At 60.2% G+C, this 14,693-nt stretch carries 17 protein-coding genes and 1 pseudogene; 12 read left to right on the top strand and 6 right to left on the bottom strand.

Translation table 11 applies throughout. From position 1 onward, the window contains the following. Positions 1–13 precede the first annotated feature (13 nt). Both K0F88_RS02845 and K0F88_RS02840 read right to left on the bottom strand, forming a co-directional pair. Positions 14–301: pseudogene (locus K0F88_RS02845) on the bottom strand (ABC transporter ATP-binding protein); the annotation flags it as partial. 35 nt (positions 302–336) lie between these two features. Further along, complete coding sequence (locus K0F88_RS02840; RefSeq protein ID WP_077749709.1) at positions 337–900, bottom strand: helix-turn-helix domain-containing protein; 564 nt, start codon at positions 898–900, stop codon at positions 337–339. Here K0F88_RS02840 and K0F88_RS02835 point away from each other — a divergent pair. The 7 genes from K0F88_RS02835 (at position 895) to K0F88_RS02805 (ending at position 8,154) form a co-directional block, all read left to right on the top strand. Then, positions 895–1,923: a DMT family transporter gene (locus tag K0F88_RS02835; protein ID WP_219093910.1), complete on the top strand. Its 1,029-nt coding sequence runs from the start codon at positions 895–897 to the stop codon at positions 1,921–1,923. The two genes, K0F88_RS02840 and K0F88_RS02835, sit on opposite strands and share 6 nt — an antisense overlap. A 167-nt stretch (positions 1,924–2,090) precedes the next feature. Next, a complete protein-coding gene (locus K0F88_RS02830) occupies positions 2,091–5,009 on the top strand; it encodes a monovalent cation/H+ antiporter subunit A (protein WP_219093908.1) in 2,919 nt (972 codons plus the stop codon). Further along, a complete protein-coding gene (locus tag K0F88_RS02825) occupies positions 5,009–5,353 on the top strand; it encodes a Na+/H+ antiporter subunit C (protein WP_007986256.1) in 345 nt (114 codons plus the stop codon). The genes K0F88_RS02830 and K0F88_RS02825 overlap by 1 nt, the downstream gene beginning before the upstream one ends. Further along, on the top strand, positions 5,350–7,035 hold the full coding sequence (locus tag K0F88_RS02820) for a monovalent cation/H+ antiporter subunit D (RefSeq protein ID WP_219093906.1): 1,686 nt from the start codon (positions 5,350–5,352) through the stop codon (positions 7,033–7,035). The genes K0F88_RS02825 and K0F88_RS02820 overlap by 4 nt, the downstream gene beginning before the upstream one ends. Continuing rightward, a complete protein-coding gene (locus K0F88_RS02815; protein WP_219093903.1) occupies positions 7,032–7,520 on the top strand; it encodes a Na+/H+ antiporter subunit E in 489 nt (162 codons plus the stop codon). Before K0F88_RS02820 ends, K0F88_RS02815 begins: the two co-directional genes overlap by 4 nt. Further along, complete coding sequence (locus K0F88_RS02810) at positions 7,517–7,795, top strand: K+/H+ antiporter subunit F (RefSeq protein WP_007935991.1); 279 nt, start codon at positions 7,517–7,519, stop codon at positions 7,793–7,795. Before K0F88_RS02815 ends, K0F88_RS02810 begins: the two co-directional genes overlap by 4 nt. Continuing rightward, positions 7,792–8,154 carry a Na+/H+ antiporter subunit G gene (locus K0F88_RS02805; protein ID WP_219093901.1) on the top strand — a complete coding sequence of 121 codons (363 nt, stop codon included), beginning with the start codon at positions 7,792–7,794 and terminating at the stop codon, positions 8,152–8,154. The genes K0F88_RS02810 and K0F88_RS02805 overlap by 4 nt, the downstream gene beginning before the upstream one ends. A 114-nt stretch (positions 8,155–8,268) precedes the next feature. Here the strand turns inward: K0F88_RS02805 and K0F88_RS02800 are convergent, their stop codons facing one another. Continuing rightward, positions 8,269–8,706 carry a DUF3995 domain-containing protein gene (locus K0F88_RS02800; protein WP_094467734.1) on the bottom strand — a complete coding sequence of 146 codons (438 nt, stop codon included), beginning with the start codon at positions 8,704–8,706 and terminating at the stop codon, positions 8,269–8,271. Positions 8,707–8,801: 95 nt separating this feature from the next. Between K0F88_RS02800 and K0F88_RS02795 the strand changes: the two genes are divergently transcribed. Then, a complete protein-coding gene (locus K0F88_RS02795) occupies positions 8,802–9,188 on the top strand; it encodes a DUF2946 domain-containing protein (protein WP_219093900.1) in 387 nt (128 codons plus the stop codon). Between the two features lie 89 nt (positions 9,189–9,277). Beyond that, a complete protein-coding gene (locus tag K0F88_RS02790; RefSeq protein ID WP_219093898.1) occupies positions 9,278–11,425 on the top strand; it encodes a TonB-dependent siderophore receptor in 2,148 nt (715 codons plus the stop codon). Between the two features lie 71 nt (positions 11,426–11,496). Here K0F88_RS02790 and K0F88_RS02785 read toward each other — a convergent pair whose 3' ends face one another. The 3 genes from K0F88_RS02785 to K0F88_RS02775 all read right to left on the bottom strand — a co-directional run bounded on the left by K0F88_RS02785 (position 11,497) and on the right by K0F88_RS02775 (position 13,283). Then, positions 11,497–12,513: an ABC transporter substrate-binding protein gene (locus K0F88_RS02785; RefSeq protein ID WP_219093896.1), complete on the bottom strand. Its 1,017-nt coding sequence runs from the start codon at positions 12,511–12,513 to the stop codon at positions 11,497–11,499. 117 nt (positions 12,514–12,630) lie between these two features. Continuing rightward, entirely contained in the window at positions 12,631–12,834 is a 204-nt protein-coding gene (locus K0F88_RS02780) for a hypothetical protein (RefSeq protein WP_094467738.1), read from the bottom strand. Continuing rightward, positions 12,834–13,283: a hypothetical protein gene (locus K0F88_RS02775; RefSeq protein WP_010459647.1), complete on the bottom strand. Its 450-nt coding sequence runs from the start codon at positions 13,281–13,283 to the stop codon at positions 12,834–12,836. The genes K0F88_RS02780 and K0F88_RS02775 overlap by 1 nt, the downstream gene beginning before the upstream one ends. A 431-nt stretch (positions 13,284–13,714) precedes the next feature. Between K0F88_RS02775 and K0F88_RS02770 the strand changes: the two genes are divergently transcribed. The 3 genes from K0F88_RS02770 to K0F88_RS02760 all read left to right on the top strand — a co-directional run. Next, a complete protein-coding gene (locus K0F88_RS02770) occupies positions 13,715–13,963 on the top strand; it encodes a hypothetical protein (protein ID WP_094467740.1) in 249 nt (82 codons plus the stop codon). A 159-nt stretch (positions 13,964–14,122) separates the two neighbouring features. Further along, entirely contained in the window at positions 14,123–14,353 is a 231-nt protein-coding gene (locus K0F88_RS02765; protein WP_010459643.1) for a hypothetical protein, read from the top strand. A gap of 121 nt (positions 14,354–14,474) precedes the next feature. Next, positions 14,475–14,693, top strand: a 219-nt coding sequence (locus K0F88_RS02760) for a DUF2789 domain-containing protein (RefSeq protein ID WP_219093894.1), incomplete at its 3' end; no start/stop codon positions are given.

Here is a 14,693-nt window from a genome sequence, read left to right as displayed (position 1 = left end):
GCGTTCTCACTGGTCAATGTTTACCTAAATAGAAATCGTGCAGGTCGCCCCGCGCCAGCAACGACTCGCTGCTCCCGGACAGCACCACTCGGCCGGTATCGAGGACGTAGGCCGTCGATGCGTAGTTGAGTGCCACGTTAATGTTTTGCTCGGCAATCAGGAAGCTCACCTGCTCGTCACGATTGAGTTGCGCGACGATCTCGAAAATCTCCTGGACGATAATAGGCGCCAAATCCAAGGAGGGTTCATCAAGCAGTACCAAAGTAGGACGTGTCATCAGCGCCCGGCCAATGGCGACCAGGTCGCTCATCGTTTCCAATGAGCGATAGTCCGAAGTCAAATCACCACGTTGCGCACAAACCGCGTCGCCACAACCCCATCATTGCGATAGGCATGCGGCTGGTTGCTGGGGAACATGTAGAACTCGCCGGCGGCGATCTCATGCGGCGTGTCGCCCAGCATCAAGGTCAGGCAGCCTTCAAATACAAAGATCTGCTCACTCCAGCCCTCGGCATCCGGCTGCGAGGGGTAGATTTCTCCTGGTTGCAGGCACCACTCCCATTGCTCCACTTCGCGAGTAGCGGTGGCTTTGGACAGTAGAACGGCTTTGCTCCCGGGGATCGTACCGGCCCAGGCCACTTCGTTGATACGGCTCGGATCTCGGGCATCCGGCGCCTGGATCAAATCACTGAACGCCACGTCCAGCGCTTCTGCCACGCGGTCGAGGGTGGTCAGGCTGACGTTCTTCTCGCCGGCCTCGATCGCCACCAGCATGCGCCGGCTGACCCCTGACTTTTCGGCCAGCGCGGTCTGGCTCATGTCGGCGGCATGGCGCAGGCGTCGGACGTTCTGGCTGACGTGCTGGAGGACCGAAGCCCGTGGGGTAGAATCTTTGTGCACTATATTGCTCACTCGGTGGGGTTGGGCAGTATACTGCGCAACATTCGGCGCATTGTGCGTCCCCCTCAGGTAGCGCGCAAGGTCATGACGTCTGTGAATGCCTCTCACACTTCTTCCCGTTTCTCGCGGTTCAGCAAGGCCGAGTGCGTGCTGGTGCTGATCACCATGGTCTGGGGCGGGACATTCTTGCTGGTGCAGCATGCAATGACCGTCAGCGGGCCGATGTTTTTTGTCGGCCTGCGCTTTGCCGCGGCGGCGATCATTGTGGCGCTGTTCTCCTGGCGTCAGCTGCGGGACCTGACCCTGTTCGAATTGAAGGCCGGTGCCTTTATCGGCGTGGCGATCATGCTCGGTTACGGCTTGCAGACCGTGGGTTTGCAGAGCATTCCCAGCAGTCAGTCGGCGTTTATTACCGCGCTGTACGTGCCTTTCGTGCCGTTGCTGCAATGGCTGGTGCTGGGGCGGCGTCCGGGGCTGATGCCGAGCATCGGCATCATGCTGGCGTTTACCGGGTTGATGTTGCTGTCGGGACCTTCCGGCGCTTCGTTCAATTTCAGCCCCGGTGAAATCGCTACGCTGATCAGTGCGGTAGCGATTGCAGCGGAGATCATTTTGATCAGCACCTATGCCGGCCAGGTCGATGTGCGGCGGGTGACGGTAGTGCAACTGGCGACCACGTCGTTGCTGGCGTTCCTGATGGTGGTGCCGACCCAGGAAGTGATTCCGGATTTTTCCTGGTTGCTGTTGAGCACCGCGTTGGGCCTGGGTGCAGCGAGTGCGGCGATTCAGGTAGCGATGAACTGGGCGCAGAAAAGCGTTTCGCCGACCCGGGCGACGTTGATTTATGCGGGGGAGCCGGTATGGGCCGGAATTGTCGGGCGGATTGCCGGGGAGCGGTTGCCGGCGATTGCGTTGGTGGGTGCGGGGTTGATTGTTGCGGCGGTGATTGTGAGTGAGTTGAAGACCAAGGGTAAGGCAATACCCGAAGTTGAAGAAGATTCGGTACAGGAAACCGAACACTGATCGTTCCCACGCTCTGCGTGTGAACGATCAATGAAGTGGCACTCCCTTGAAACAATGTAAACAAGGCTTTTCTCGTCTACCTTGAAGGATTCTGCGACAGCTTCGCGTTTGGTGATCCGGGAGCTGGCACGTATGATGCTTCACAAACTTCCGCAGATTAGAAGCCTATGTCCCTGATAGTTCTACTGCTTCTGCCTTTTATCGGCAGCTGTCTGGCGGCTTTGCTGCCACACAACGCGCGCAATACCGAATCTTTGTTGGCTGGCCTGGTGGCTTTGATAGGCACCGTCCAGGTTGCCCTCTTGTACCCGCAAATCGCCGATGGCGGCGTCATTCGTGAAGAATTTTTCTGGCTGCCCAGCCTGGGCCTGAACTTCGTGCTGCGCATGGACGGTTTCGCCTGGCTGTTCTCGATGCTGGTGCTGGGCATCGGCACGCTGGTTTCTTTATACGCCCGCTATTACATGTCGCCGGACGATCCGGTGCCGCGCTTCTTTGCGTTTTTCCTGGCGTTCATGGGCGCGATGCTCGGGTTGGTGATCTCCGGCAACCTGATCCAGATCGTGTTTTTCTGGGAGCTGACCAGCCTCTTTTCATTCCTGTTGATCGGCTACTGGCACCACCGCGCCGATGCGCGACGCGGTGCCTATATGGCGCTGATGGTCACCGGCGCAGGCGGATTGTGCCTACTGGCGGGGGTCATGCTGCTCGGCCATGTGGTCGGCAGCTATGACCTGGACAAGGTCCTGGCCGCCGGCGATCTGATTCGCGCACATGCTCTCTACCCTATCCTGCTGCCCCTGATCCTGATCGGCGCCTTGAGTAAAAGTGCGCAATTCCCCTTCCACTTCTGGCTGCCCCACGCAATGGCGGCGCCGACTCCGGTTTCGGCTTATCTGCACTCGGCGACCATGGTCAAGGCCGGGGTGTTTCTGCTCGCGCGGCTCTGGCCGTCGCTGTCCGGCAGTGAAGAATGGTTCTACATTGTCAGCGGCGCCGGGGCTTGCACCCTGTTGCTTGGCGCGTACTGCGCGATGTTCCAAAACGACCTCAAGGGTTTGCTGGCCTACTCGACCATCAGCCACCTCGGCCTGATCACCCTGCTATTGGGCCTGAACAGCCCACTGGCCGCCGTGGCCGCCGTGTTCCACATCCTCAACCACGCCACGTTCAAGGCCTCGCTGTTCATGGCCGCCGGGATCATCGACCACGAAAGCGGCACCCGTGACATTCGCAAGCTCAGCGGCCTGATCAAGCTGATCCCGTTCACCGCCACCCTGGCGATGGTCGCCAGCGCCTCGATGGCCGGCGTACCGCTGCTCAACGGCTTCCTGTCGAAAGAGATGTTCTTCGCCGAAACCGTGTTCATCAATGCAACGGCCTGGGTCGAGATGACCTTGCCGATCGTCGCGACCATCGCCGGGACGTTCAGCGTCGCCTACTCGCTGCGCTTCACCGTCGACGTGTTCTTCGGCCCGACCGCCACCGACCTGCCCCACACCCCGCACGAACCGCCACGCTGGATGCGCGCACCGGTGGAGTTGCTGGTGTTCGCCTGTCTGGTCGTGGGGATTTTCCCGGCGCAGGTGGTCGGCCCGTTGTTGTCCGCGGCGGCCCTGCCAGTGGTGGGCGGCACCTTGCCTGAATACAGCCTGGCGATCTGGCACGGATGGAATGCGCCGATGATCATGAGCCTGATCGCCATGTCCTGCGGCATCGTGCTCTACCTGCTGCTACGCAATCAGCTCAAGCGCGGACTTTTCAAATACCCACCGCTCATTGGCCGCTTCAACGGCAAGCGTCTGTTCGAACGTAGCCTGGTGGTCATGATGCGCCTGGCCCGTCGGCTGGAGCGGCGGATCAGCACCCGACGCCTGCAAGCCCAATTGTTCCTGGTGGTGCTCGCCGCCGTGCTGGCCGGGTTGATCCCGATGCTCCACAGCAGCCTGAGCTGGGGTGATCGACCGAAGATTCCGGGCTCGATCGTGTTCGTGACCCTCTGGCTGTTGGCGATTGCCTGTGCCCTCGGCGCAGCGTGGCAGGCCAAGTATCACCGGCTCGCGGCCCTGACCATGGTCAGCGTCTGCGGCCTGATGACCTGCGTCACCTTTGTCTGGTTCTCGGCGCCGGACCTGGCGCTGACACAACTGGTGGTTGAAGTGGTGACCACGGTACTGATCCTCCTCGGTTTGCGTTGGTTGCCGCGGCGAATCGAAGAGGTGTCGCCGCTGCCGAGCACCCTGCGCAAGGCACGCATCCGCCGTATCCGCGACTTGCTGCTGTCGACCGTGGTCGGCGGCGGCATGGCGTTGTTGTCCTACGCGATGCTGACGCGCCAGACGCCCAACTATATTTCTTCGTTCTACCTCAGCCGCGCCCTGCCCGAAGGCGGCGGCAGCAACGTGGTCAACGTGATGCTGGTGGACTTCCGTGGCTTCGACACCCTCGGTGAAATTACCGTGTTGGCGGCCGTGGCCCTGACCGTCTTCGCCCTGCTGCGCCGCTTCCGCCCGCCGAAAGAAAGCCTGCAGTTGCCGGCCCAGCAACGCCTGCTAGCACCCGACGTGGTCACCGACCTGGTCAACCCGCGCCAGGCCAGCGACACCGCACTCGGTTTCATGATGGTCCCGGCAGTGCTGGTTCGCCTGCTGCTACCGATTGCCGTGGTGGTGTCCTTCTACCTGTTCATGCGCGGGCACAATCAACCGGGTGGCGGTTTTGTCGCCGGGCTGGTGATGTCGGTCGCCTTCATCCTGCAATACATGGTCGCCGGCACCCAGTGGGTCGAGGCACAAATGAGCCTGCGGCCGCTGCGCTGGATGGGCACCGGCCTGCTGTTCGCCACGGTCACCGGGCTCGGCGCGATGGCGGCCGGGTATCCGTTCCTGACCACCCACACCTGGCATTTTGAACTGCCAGTGCTGGGCGACATTCACGTCGCCAGTGCGCTGTTCTTCGACATCGGCGTGTACGCCGTGGTGGTCGGTTCGACGCTGTTGATCCTCACCGCCCTCGCTCACCAGTCGGTCCGGGGTCACAAGACCGCGGCACTGCCCAGATCCGTCGCCACCAAAGGAGCCGTCTGATGGAAGAAGTCATCGCAATCGCCATCGGCGTCCTCGCCGCGTCCGGCGTCTGGCTGATCCTGCGGCCACGGACATTTCAGGTGGTGATGGGCCTGTGCCTGCTGTCCTACGGCGTCAACCTGTTCATCTTCAGCATGGGCAGCCTGTTCATCGGCAAGGAGCCGATCATCAAGGACGGCGTGCCGCAGGACTTGTTGCATTACACCGACCCCTTGCCGCAAGCGCTGGTGCTGACCGCCATCGTGATCAGCTTCGCCATGACCGCGCTGTTTCTGGTGGTGCTGCTGGCATCGCGCGGCTTGACCGGGACCGACCATGTCGATGGCCGGGAGCCTAAAGAATGAATGCGATGACGCACCTGATCGCCGCACCGATTCTGCTGCCGCTGCTGACCGCCGCCATCATGCTGATGCTGGGCGAGAAACACCGTCCGTTGAAAGCCAAGATCAACCTGTTCTCCAGCCTGCTGGGCCTGGGGATTTCCGTGCTATTGCTGCAATGGACGCAAACCACTGGCGTACCTGGTTCGATTGGCGTCTACCTGCCGGGCAACTGGCAGGTGCCGTTCGGTATCGTGCTGGTGGTCGATCGCCTGTCGGCGTTGATGCTGGTGCTGACCGGGATCATCGGCGTCAGCGCCTTGCTGTTCGCCATGGCCCGTTGGGACGGTGCCGGTTCGAGTTTCCACGCGCTGTTCCAGATTCAGATGATGGGCCTCTACGGCGCGTTCCTGACGGCGGATCTGTTCAACCTGTTCGTGTTTTTCGAGGTACTGCTGGCGGCTTCCTACGGGCTGATGCTCCACGGTTCGGGCCGGGCGCGGGTGTCGTCGGGGTTGCATTACATCTCGATCAACCTGCTGGCGTCGTCGTTGTTCCTGATCGGCGCGGCGTTGATTTATGGCGTCACCGGCACGCTGAACATGGCCGACCTGGCGCTGAAAATCCCGCTGGTCCCGGAGGCTGATCGCGGCCTGCTGCATGCCGGCGCGGGGATTCTCGCGGTGGCGTTCCTGGCCAAGGCCGGGATGTGGCCGCTGAACTTCTGGCTGGTGCCGGCCTATTCCGCCGCCAGCGCACCAGTGGCGGCGATGTTCGCGATCATGACCAAGGTCGGCGTCTACACCTTGCTGCGCCTTTGGACCTTGCTGTTCTCCGGCCAGGCCGGGGCGTCGGCGTACTTTGGTGGCGACTGGCTGATCTACGGCGGCATGGCGACCATCGTCTGCGCCGGCGTGGCGATCCTCGCCGCACAACGGCTGGAACGCATGGCCAGCCTGAGCATTCTGGTGTCGGCGGGGATTCTGCTGTCGGCCATCGGCTTTGCCCAGCCGAACCTGATCGGCGCTGCGCTGTTCTATCTGGTCAGCTCGACCCTGGCGTTGAGCGCGTTGTTCCTGTTGGCCGAGTTGATCGAGCGCTCCCGTTCGGCCAATGAAATGCCGCTGTTCGACGACGGCGACCTGCTGCCTCGGCCGATGGAATCCCTGCAACCGCCCAAGGGCATCAACCTCGATGACGAACAGAAAGCCGTGGTCGGCCAGGTGATTCCCTGGACCATGGCCTTCCTTGGCTTGAGCTTTATTGCCTGCTCGCTGCTGATTATCGGTATGCCGCCGTTGTCCGGGTTTATCGGCAAACTCAGCTTGCTCAGTGCCCTGCTCAACCCGTTGGGATTGGGCAATAGCACCGATGTGCCGGTGTCGAACGCGGCGTGGGGTTTGCTGGCGTTGCTGATCCTGTCCGGACTGGCGTCGTTGATTGCCTTCTCGCGGTTGGGCATCCAGCGTTTCTGGACCCCCGAAGAGCGGCCATCACCGTTACTGCGACGCTTCGAGTGCGTGCCGATCATCGTCCTGCTGGGGCTGAGCGTTGCGCTGACCTTCAAGGCCGAACCCCTGATGCGCTACACCCAGGCGGCCGCTGATGCGTTGAACAATCCGCAGCAATACGTCATGGCGGTGCTGGGCACGCGTGTGGTGCCGAGCCCGGAAGCCAGGGCGGCGATGCTGGAGGTGCAGCCATGAGGCGTCTGTTTCCGGCACCGTGGTTGTCGCTGGCGTTGTGGCTGTTGTGGCTGGTGCTGAACCTGTCGATGAGCCCCGGCAACCTGTTGCTCGGCGCGGTGCTGGGGTTCTGCGCGCCGCTGATGATGCGCAAGCTGCGGCCGCTGCCGATCCGTATTCGTCGTCCGGGGGTGATCCTGCATTTGTTCTTCCTGGTCGGTCGTGACGTGCTGGTGTCCAACCTCGTCGTGGCCTGGGGCGTGCTCAACGCCGGTCGCCGTCCACCGCGCTCGCGCTTCATCAAGGTCCCGCTGGACTTGCGCGATGCCAACGGCCTCGCGGCACTGTCGATGATCTGCACGGTGGTCCCCGGGACGGTCTGGTCGGAACTGGCGCTGGACCGCAGCATTCTGTTGCTGCACGTGTTCGATCTGGATGATGAAGCGCTGTTTATCGAGCATTTCAAGGCGACCTACGAGCGCCCCTTGATGGAGATCTTCGAATGAGCGAATTGCTGTCGAACGCCATCCTGCTGAGCCTGTTCATCTTTTCGCTGGCGATGATCCTGACCCTGATTCGTCTCTTCAAAGGCCCGTCGGCCCAGGACCGGGTTCTGGCACTGGACTACCTGTACATCATCGCGATGCTGATGATGCTGGCGCTGGGCATTCGGTATGCCAGTGACACTTACTTCGAGGCGGCGCTGCTGATCGCCCTGTTCGGCTTCGTCGGCTCGTTTGCCCTGGCCAAATTCCTGCTGCGTGGCGAGGTGATCGAATGAACGCGGAACTGTCTCTGTGGGTTGAAGTTCCGGTGGCGATCCTGCTGGTGCTCGGCAGTCTGTTTGCGCTGATCGGCGCCATCGGCCTGGTGCGGATGAAGGATTATTTCCAGCGAATGCACCCGCCGGCACTGGCCTCGACCTTGGGGGCGTGGTGCGTGGCGCTGGCCTCGATCTTTTACTTTTCGGCGCTCAAATCCGGGCCGGTGCTGCACGCCTGGCTGATTCCGATTCTGTTGTCGATCACGGTACCGGTGACCACGTTGCTGCTGGCACGGGCGGCGCTGTTTCGCAAGCGCATGGCGGGGGATGATGTGCCGGCTGAAGTAAGCAGTCGGCGCACAGAAAGCGGGAGTTAGGTTTGGAAGTTTGTGTTGTTTGACCGGGCCTCATCGCGAGCAGGCTCGCTCCCACAGTGGAACGCATTCCCTTTTAGGAGCGAGCCTGCTCGCGATGGCTATTTCAGCAACGACTCAGATCCAGGCAACAGCCAACAACCCCGCCCCCAACACCACACACAGCGGCGAATACGCCCAGGTGTCGAGCCGGGCAAACTTAGAATCCTTGACCTGCTTGAAGAACCCCACCAGATTCGAATCACCGATCGCCCGGGCAAACATCAGCATCGCAATGGCGCTGATCACCCATTGCAGCGACCGGTGATGCACCGTCGGCAAATACAAACCGACCCGCAGGCACACCAGCATCGCGATCAACAGCAATCCCACCGCGACCAGCAACGTGGCAAACCCCGACGGCTTGAACGCTGGCCTGGATTCCCCGCCACCCTCTGCCGATATTCGCGGGACCGCAGCCTCGCTCCCCAGCTTGCCGCCCGCCGCCCAGTACAAATGGACCAGGCTGATCAAGAGAAAGATTGCAGCAATCCATTGCGCGACCATTAGGCTCATATTCAGACATCCAGCGTGAAATGTCGCAGCAGGATGAACCTCATTGAACGATTTTGTAAGGGTATTTGTCATCGACGGTGGTAAAGTGCCGCTCCATGAAACTCGCCCGAACTGACCGCACATTGATAGCGTGGATGCTTTATTGCTGTGTCCTGTTCAACGTGTTTGCCTGCAGTATTGGTCACGGGCAAATGGTCGGGATGCAACTCAATGGCGTCGGCGGCCAGTTCTGTTCGGTTGATCCGGCCACCCAGGCACCGGCCTCAACGAACACCTCCGAAGACAACCTGCCGACCCTGTCCAAAGCCTTCGGCTGCCCGCTATGTTCCACCGGCGGCATGGGCCCGGCGCTCAACTCCAGCCTGACGCTGGCGATCCTCCCGGAGCAACACAGCCCGCCCTTGGCTGTCGTCGCCAATGCCGACCTCCCTGCCCGCTTCACCTGGCCCTCGGCCAATCCTCGCGCCCCGCCTTTCGCCTGAAGTTCTTCGCCTTTTCCGATCAGCCCACTGCGCCAACGCGTGGCGTTTGTCTGTGCGCTGTTTCCTAGACAAGTCTTCAGGATTCATCGATGAAACATGCTTCTTTGTTAGTAAGCCCGTTGTTGGCCAGCCTGTGCGGCTGCCTGTCTGTAAACGCCTGGGCGCAATCCACCGTCGACCTCGCACCCATTACCATTGATGGCGAAGCGACGGATGAGCCGGGGTTGAGCCTTGATCAATCCAGCGGCATGGCCTCGCGTCTGGGCCTGAGCGTGCGTGAAACCCCCGCCTCGGTGGCCATCGCCGACCGCAACGACATCGAGCGCCACGGCGCGCAAAACTTCCAGGACGCCGCCAACACCCTGCCCGGCGTCAATGCCAGCGCACCGCCGGGGTTCGGCGGGTTCATCTCCTACCGCGGTTTCACCAGCAGCCAGATCACCCAGATGTTCAACGGCATCAACGTCTCCAGCGGCCTCGCCCGGCCGGTGGATGCGTGGATTTACGATCGGGTCGAACTGGTGGGCGGCCCGTCGTCGCTGATCAATGGCGCCGGTTCCGTGGGCGGCTCATTGAACTACGTGACCAAACTGGCGACCCGTGAAGAACAAGCGGTCGAAGGTCGCGTCAGCTACGGGACTTATGACACCACCGAGACTGCGTTCGGCCTCAACCACGCACTCAGCGAAGCCGACGCCGATGTGCAGCACTACGCGCGGCTCGACGTCAGCCACAACACCGGCAATGGCTACATCGACCGTCAGGAGCGCGATGCCTGGAGCGTCGCGTTCTCGCTGCTCAGCGACCTGACGCCCAACCTGTCCCACACCCTGGCGCTGGAATATCAGGATGAGCACGAAGACAGTCCTTACTGGGGCACGCCGGTGCTCAACCCCAAGGCCGGCGAGCTGAAGATCGACAAGCACAATCGCTTCAACAACTACAACGTTGAAGACGGTCGTTACGAGCAACGCACGATCTGGGTTCGCTCGATCATCGACTACCGGATCAACGACAGCACCACCTTGCGCAACACCCTGTACCACCTCGACAGTCAGCGCGATTACGGCAACCTGGAAACCTATCAGTACAACGCCGACAACAGCGCGGTGAATCGCTCCACGGCGTATCAGGTCCGGCATCAGGGCGAGCAGAACGGCAACCAGTTCGAACTGCGCCATGACAACACGCTGTTTGGCCTGGACACCACCTGGTCTGGCGGTTTCGAGTACAAGGTCAACCAGACCACCAACTCGCCGCTGAACGTCAAAGGCGCCAGCACCGTCGACCCGAACAACTTTCAGCCAGGGCACTTCTATGACATCCCCGGCACCCGACCGGGGTTTGTCAGCGACAAGACCAACGAGGTCACCACCAAAGCCCTGTTCGCCGAAAACCGCCTGGCGCTGACCGACAAACTGGCGTTACTGACCGGCGTGCGTTATGACGATATCGATCTGGACGTGACCAATCACCGGGCAGTGACCGCCAGCAATCCCCGGCATTTGAAACGCAGCTGGGATCCGGTGACCGGCAGGGTCGGCCTGACCTACCAGTTCATTCCGTCCGCCAATGTCTACGTGCAATACAGCACCGCCGCCGAACAGCCTAACGGCACGCAGGATTTCAACGTGTCCACGGGCAAGCAATGGGAAGTCGGCAGCAAGCTCGATTATCTGGACGGGCGCGGTTCGGCAACGGTGGCGGCGTACACGATTGAGCGCAAGGATTTCGCAGTGACTGATCCATTGGACCCGACCCTCAGCATTCCAGTGGGTCAGCAGACGTCGAAGGGGATTGAATTGGCCAGCTCGTTGCAGATCACCGACAAGCTGCTGGCCGAGGGCAACGTCGCATGGGTTGACGCGCAGTACGACGAGTTCACCGAGAAGAATGCGGCCGGCGTGGTGGTTTCACGCAAGGGCAACACGCCGACCAACGTGCCGGACCGGGTCGGCAATCTGTGGCTGACCTATGACTTCGCACCGCAATGGCAAGGGGGTGTCGATGCGCGGTATGTGGCCTCGGTGTTTGCCGACAGCGCCAACACCATGACGGTGCCGTCGTACACGCTTTACGGCACGTTCCTCAGTTACAAGGTCGACCGGCACACCACCGTCACCGGCCGGGTGCGAAACCTGACCAATGAGGTGTATGCCGAGTTTGCGCATGTGTCGCCAGCGTATTACCTCGGGACACCGCGGACTTTTGAATTGGCGGTGCAGACCCGGTTTTAAAAGCATTGTCGGAATGCCACAGGATCAGATGCCAGCCACCAATCCTGTGGCAAGCTCCCTCACCACAATAGTCACTGAAGACTGGCGGAGACTTTATCCGCCACATCCTTCGGCACCCACGCCTGCCACACCTCAGGATGCGCCTTCATGAACGCCTGCGCCGCCTGACGTGGCGGGGTGTGTTTCTCGCTCATTTCAGCCAGCGCCTTGTTCAAGGGGTCGATCGGAAAATCGACCTTGCTGAAGAAATCGGCAATCTGCGGGTACTGCTTCTGAAAAGGCGTAGACACACCAATCGACAGCTTCGAGGCCAGTGAGCGCGTCGGTTTCGGATTGGGGTTGTCAGCGTCCGTCAGGGTTTTCCAGGCTTCGGCATCAAAGGGCGGCTCCTCGAGCTGAATCAGCTTGAAGCGCCCGAGCAGCGGCGTTGGTGACCAGTAATAAAACAGCACCGGCTTGCCACGACGAATCGACGAACTGATCTCTGCATCCAGCGCCGCGCCGGAACCGCTGCGGAAATTCACATAGCTGTCGTTCAGGCCATAAGCCGTGAGTTTCTGTTTGTTCACCACTTCCGATGTCCAGCCAATCGGGCTGTTGAGGAAGCGCCCCTTGCCCGGGCTTTCCGGATCGCTGAACACATCCTTGTACTTAGGCAGGTCGCTGACACTGCGCAAGCCTGGAGCCAGTGGCTTGATGCCCTTGGCCGGGTCGCCCTTGATCACATATTCCGGCACCCACCAGCCTTCAGTCGCGCCCTTGACCGTATCGCCCAGGCTCACGACTTTGCCCTCGGCTTCAGCCTTGACCCAGACCGGACTGCGACCGGCCCACTCCTCGCCAATGACCTGAATGTCATTGTTGGCCAAGGCGGTTTCCAGGGTGATGGTGGTCCCGGGCAAGGTGTCGGTCGGCAGGCCGTAGCCCTTCTCGACGATGATCCGCAGGATGTCTGTGATCAGGCTGCCACTTTCCCAGTTCAGGTCGGCAAAGTGGATCGGCGCCTGGGCAGCGGATACCGGAACGGGCGAACTCAACACCCCCAACGTGGCCAGGGCAACGGCCAACAACCGTCGAAATCCTTTCATGCTTTTGCACCTCGTGCTGTTCACAGCAATAGCAGGATGGCCTGACAGAAGACCGCAAGCCTCTGAATACTCAGTCAACTGACTGTAGTAGAGGTTCCTGCTTTCGAGGGGTGTGATTTAATTTTCGGAAGTTTCCTGCAAGCGTGCCAGCTCTCTTCTTACCATGCAGGCGTAAGCCGCCGGGCGCAGCGTGTAAATCTGTGACGCCACCCACGTCAGCCAGCCTCCCTGCAGAACAGCCTTGTGCTCGAACAGTCGTCGGGCTTCGACGTGCGCACTGGCCTGGTTCTGCTCGTGGAAATCGGCGCGGGTCAGGGTCATTACTCGCTGGCCTTGAACGTGATCAGTTCGCCTTTGCGCCACTTGGCGGCTTTGGCGGTCACGGCTTTCAGGGTTTTGGTCAGGCCTTCCTGCAACTGCTGGTGCGCGGCGAAGACCATCACCACGCTATGACCTTCCTTGAACACAATCGCGTGACCCTCTGCGGTGGTGACAAAGGCGTAATCGCCCAGCCCGTAAACCGTCAGTTTGATTTCACGGAACTTGATGTCGAGCTTGCCGCCTTCACGACTGGGCAGAACCGAAGCGCTGAAATGATCGCCGACCTTGAGCTTCAGCCCTGGCTTGTCGTCGACCACCAGCGCCTCTTCGGTGTCGATTTCGGCAATATAAATGCCTTCAGCGTTCTGTTCGGTGATGTAAACGAAACGTGACTGGAACTGTTTAACCAGCTTTGCGCGCAAATCACCCAGCACGAACAAAGCATGCATAACGAGATTACTTACTGCCAAGGAAACATCCCCACATCTGAAAATGATGCCGCACGCAGAAAAAGCGCACAGCAGAAAAAAGCGGCCATGCCGAAGTGTTGCCGTAAGACCCGGGTTGAAATCTTGAGCCGAGCTGAGCGCTCATGCCTCGCGAGGTCAGTGAGATTACTGGAATATCGCTCGCGCCGTCCTCTGTGAAAGTCGTCAGATGTTGAAGGAAAACGCCCTTCTTGCAGCCAGAGGAAACCGGATTACCAACTTTAGGGAAAAAACTCTCTAAAAAAAGCACTTTTCCGACATATCGCAAGTAAAAAATTGCTTTAGATGAACACCGTTCGCCCACCAATGCAGGTGATTCTAGAGCAGCGATGCTCACCGAGACTACCCAAAACGACGTACACACGTCGGTAAAACAATGAAAAGGACTTCACATGTGCACCATGACTCATTTCGCTTCCCCCCAGACAGCGCGCGCAAACAATTACGCCCCGTTGCACCCGACGGCGTTCCAGCCGCATCAATTGCAGCCTGAAAGCCTACTGCTGCCACGCTTCCAGGTCGTGCTGGCCGGTAACGCCTTCTTCCATATCAAGGACATTTCCACGGGTCGTGTAAGAGGTTTCCGTGGCTGCCATAACGAAGCCTGCGCACTTGCCCGCTCACTTGAATCTCGCCTCTGACGCGCTCGCCTGCCTTCATGTCTATAGACGTTTCGTCATGCCGGCGACTTAACTCAGCCGCCGGCAGGCAACTGCTGCCATACTGCCCGACCAATGAAATCCGTCCCCAGGACGGACGGCATTCAACACAACAATATATTTCCAAGGGAAGGCAGCTACGTGACGGAATTTGATATCGGTGAATTTTTTATCCGGGGCGAAGCCAGAGAGGTCGAAGGCGAATTCCAGGCAGTCATTGTCATGCGTGCCAAACCGCCGTTGACCACGGTGACGTATCACCAGGTCGAGAAGGATCGCTGGTTCAAGACCTCGGACGTCGCTGCCATCGCCGCCAAAGAAGCTGCCCAGGCTCTGAAAACGGCTGTCGATGAAGGTGCATTGAAAGCCTGATCGGCGGATTTGCAGTCTATGCTCTCTCCTGCTTCCCCACATCGCAATCGAACTCCTGAAGCGCGGCCCCCTCAGATGCCATGAAGCCGCACCTCAGATCGCGACCCGCAAGGAGATGAAGATGGATTCACCTACACACGACTTGAAAGGTTTGTTCGACCAGCTCGGTCTGGACTCCAGCGAGAAAGCCATTGACGATTTCATCGCCAGCCATTCGCCGCTGGCCGACGACAAGAAACTCATCGATGCCGAGTTCTGGACGCCGCAACAAGCAGGCTTCCTCAAAGAACAATTGCGTGAAGACGCCGATTGGGCGCGGGTGGTCGACGACCTGAACCTG

It is taken from the genome of Pseudomonas sp. UMAB-40 (genome assembly GCF_900095275.1).
Taxonomy (GTDB): domain Bacteria; phylum Pseudomonadota; class Gammaproteobacteria; order Pseudomonadales; family Pseudomonadaceae; genus Aquipseudomonas; species Aquipseudomonas mandelii_B.
This window is presented reverse-complemented; position numbering and strand designations above follow the sequence as displayed.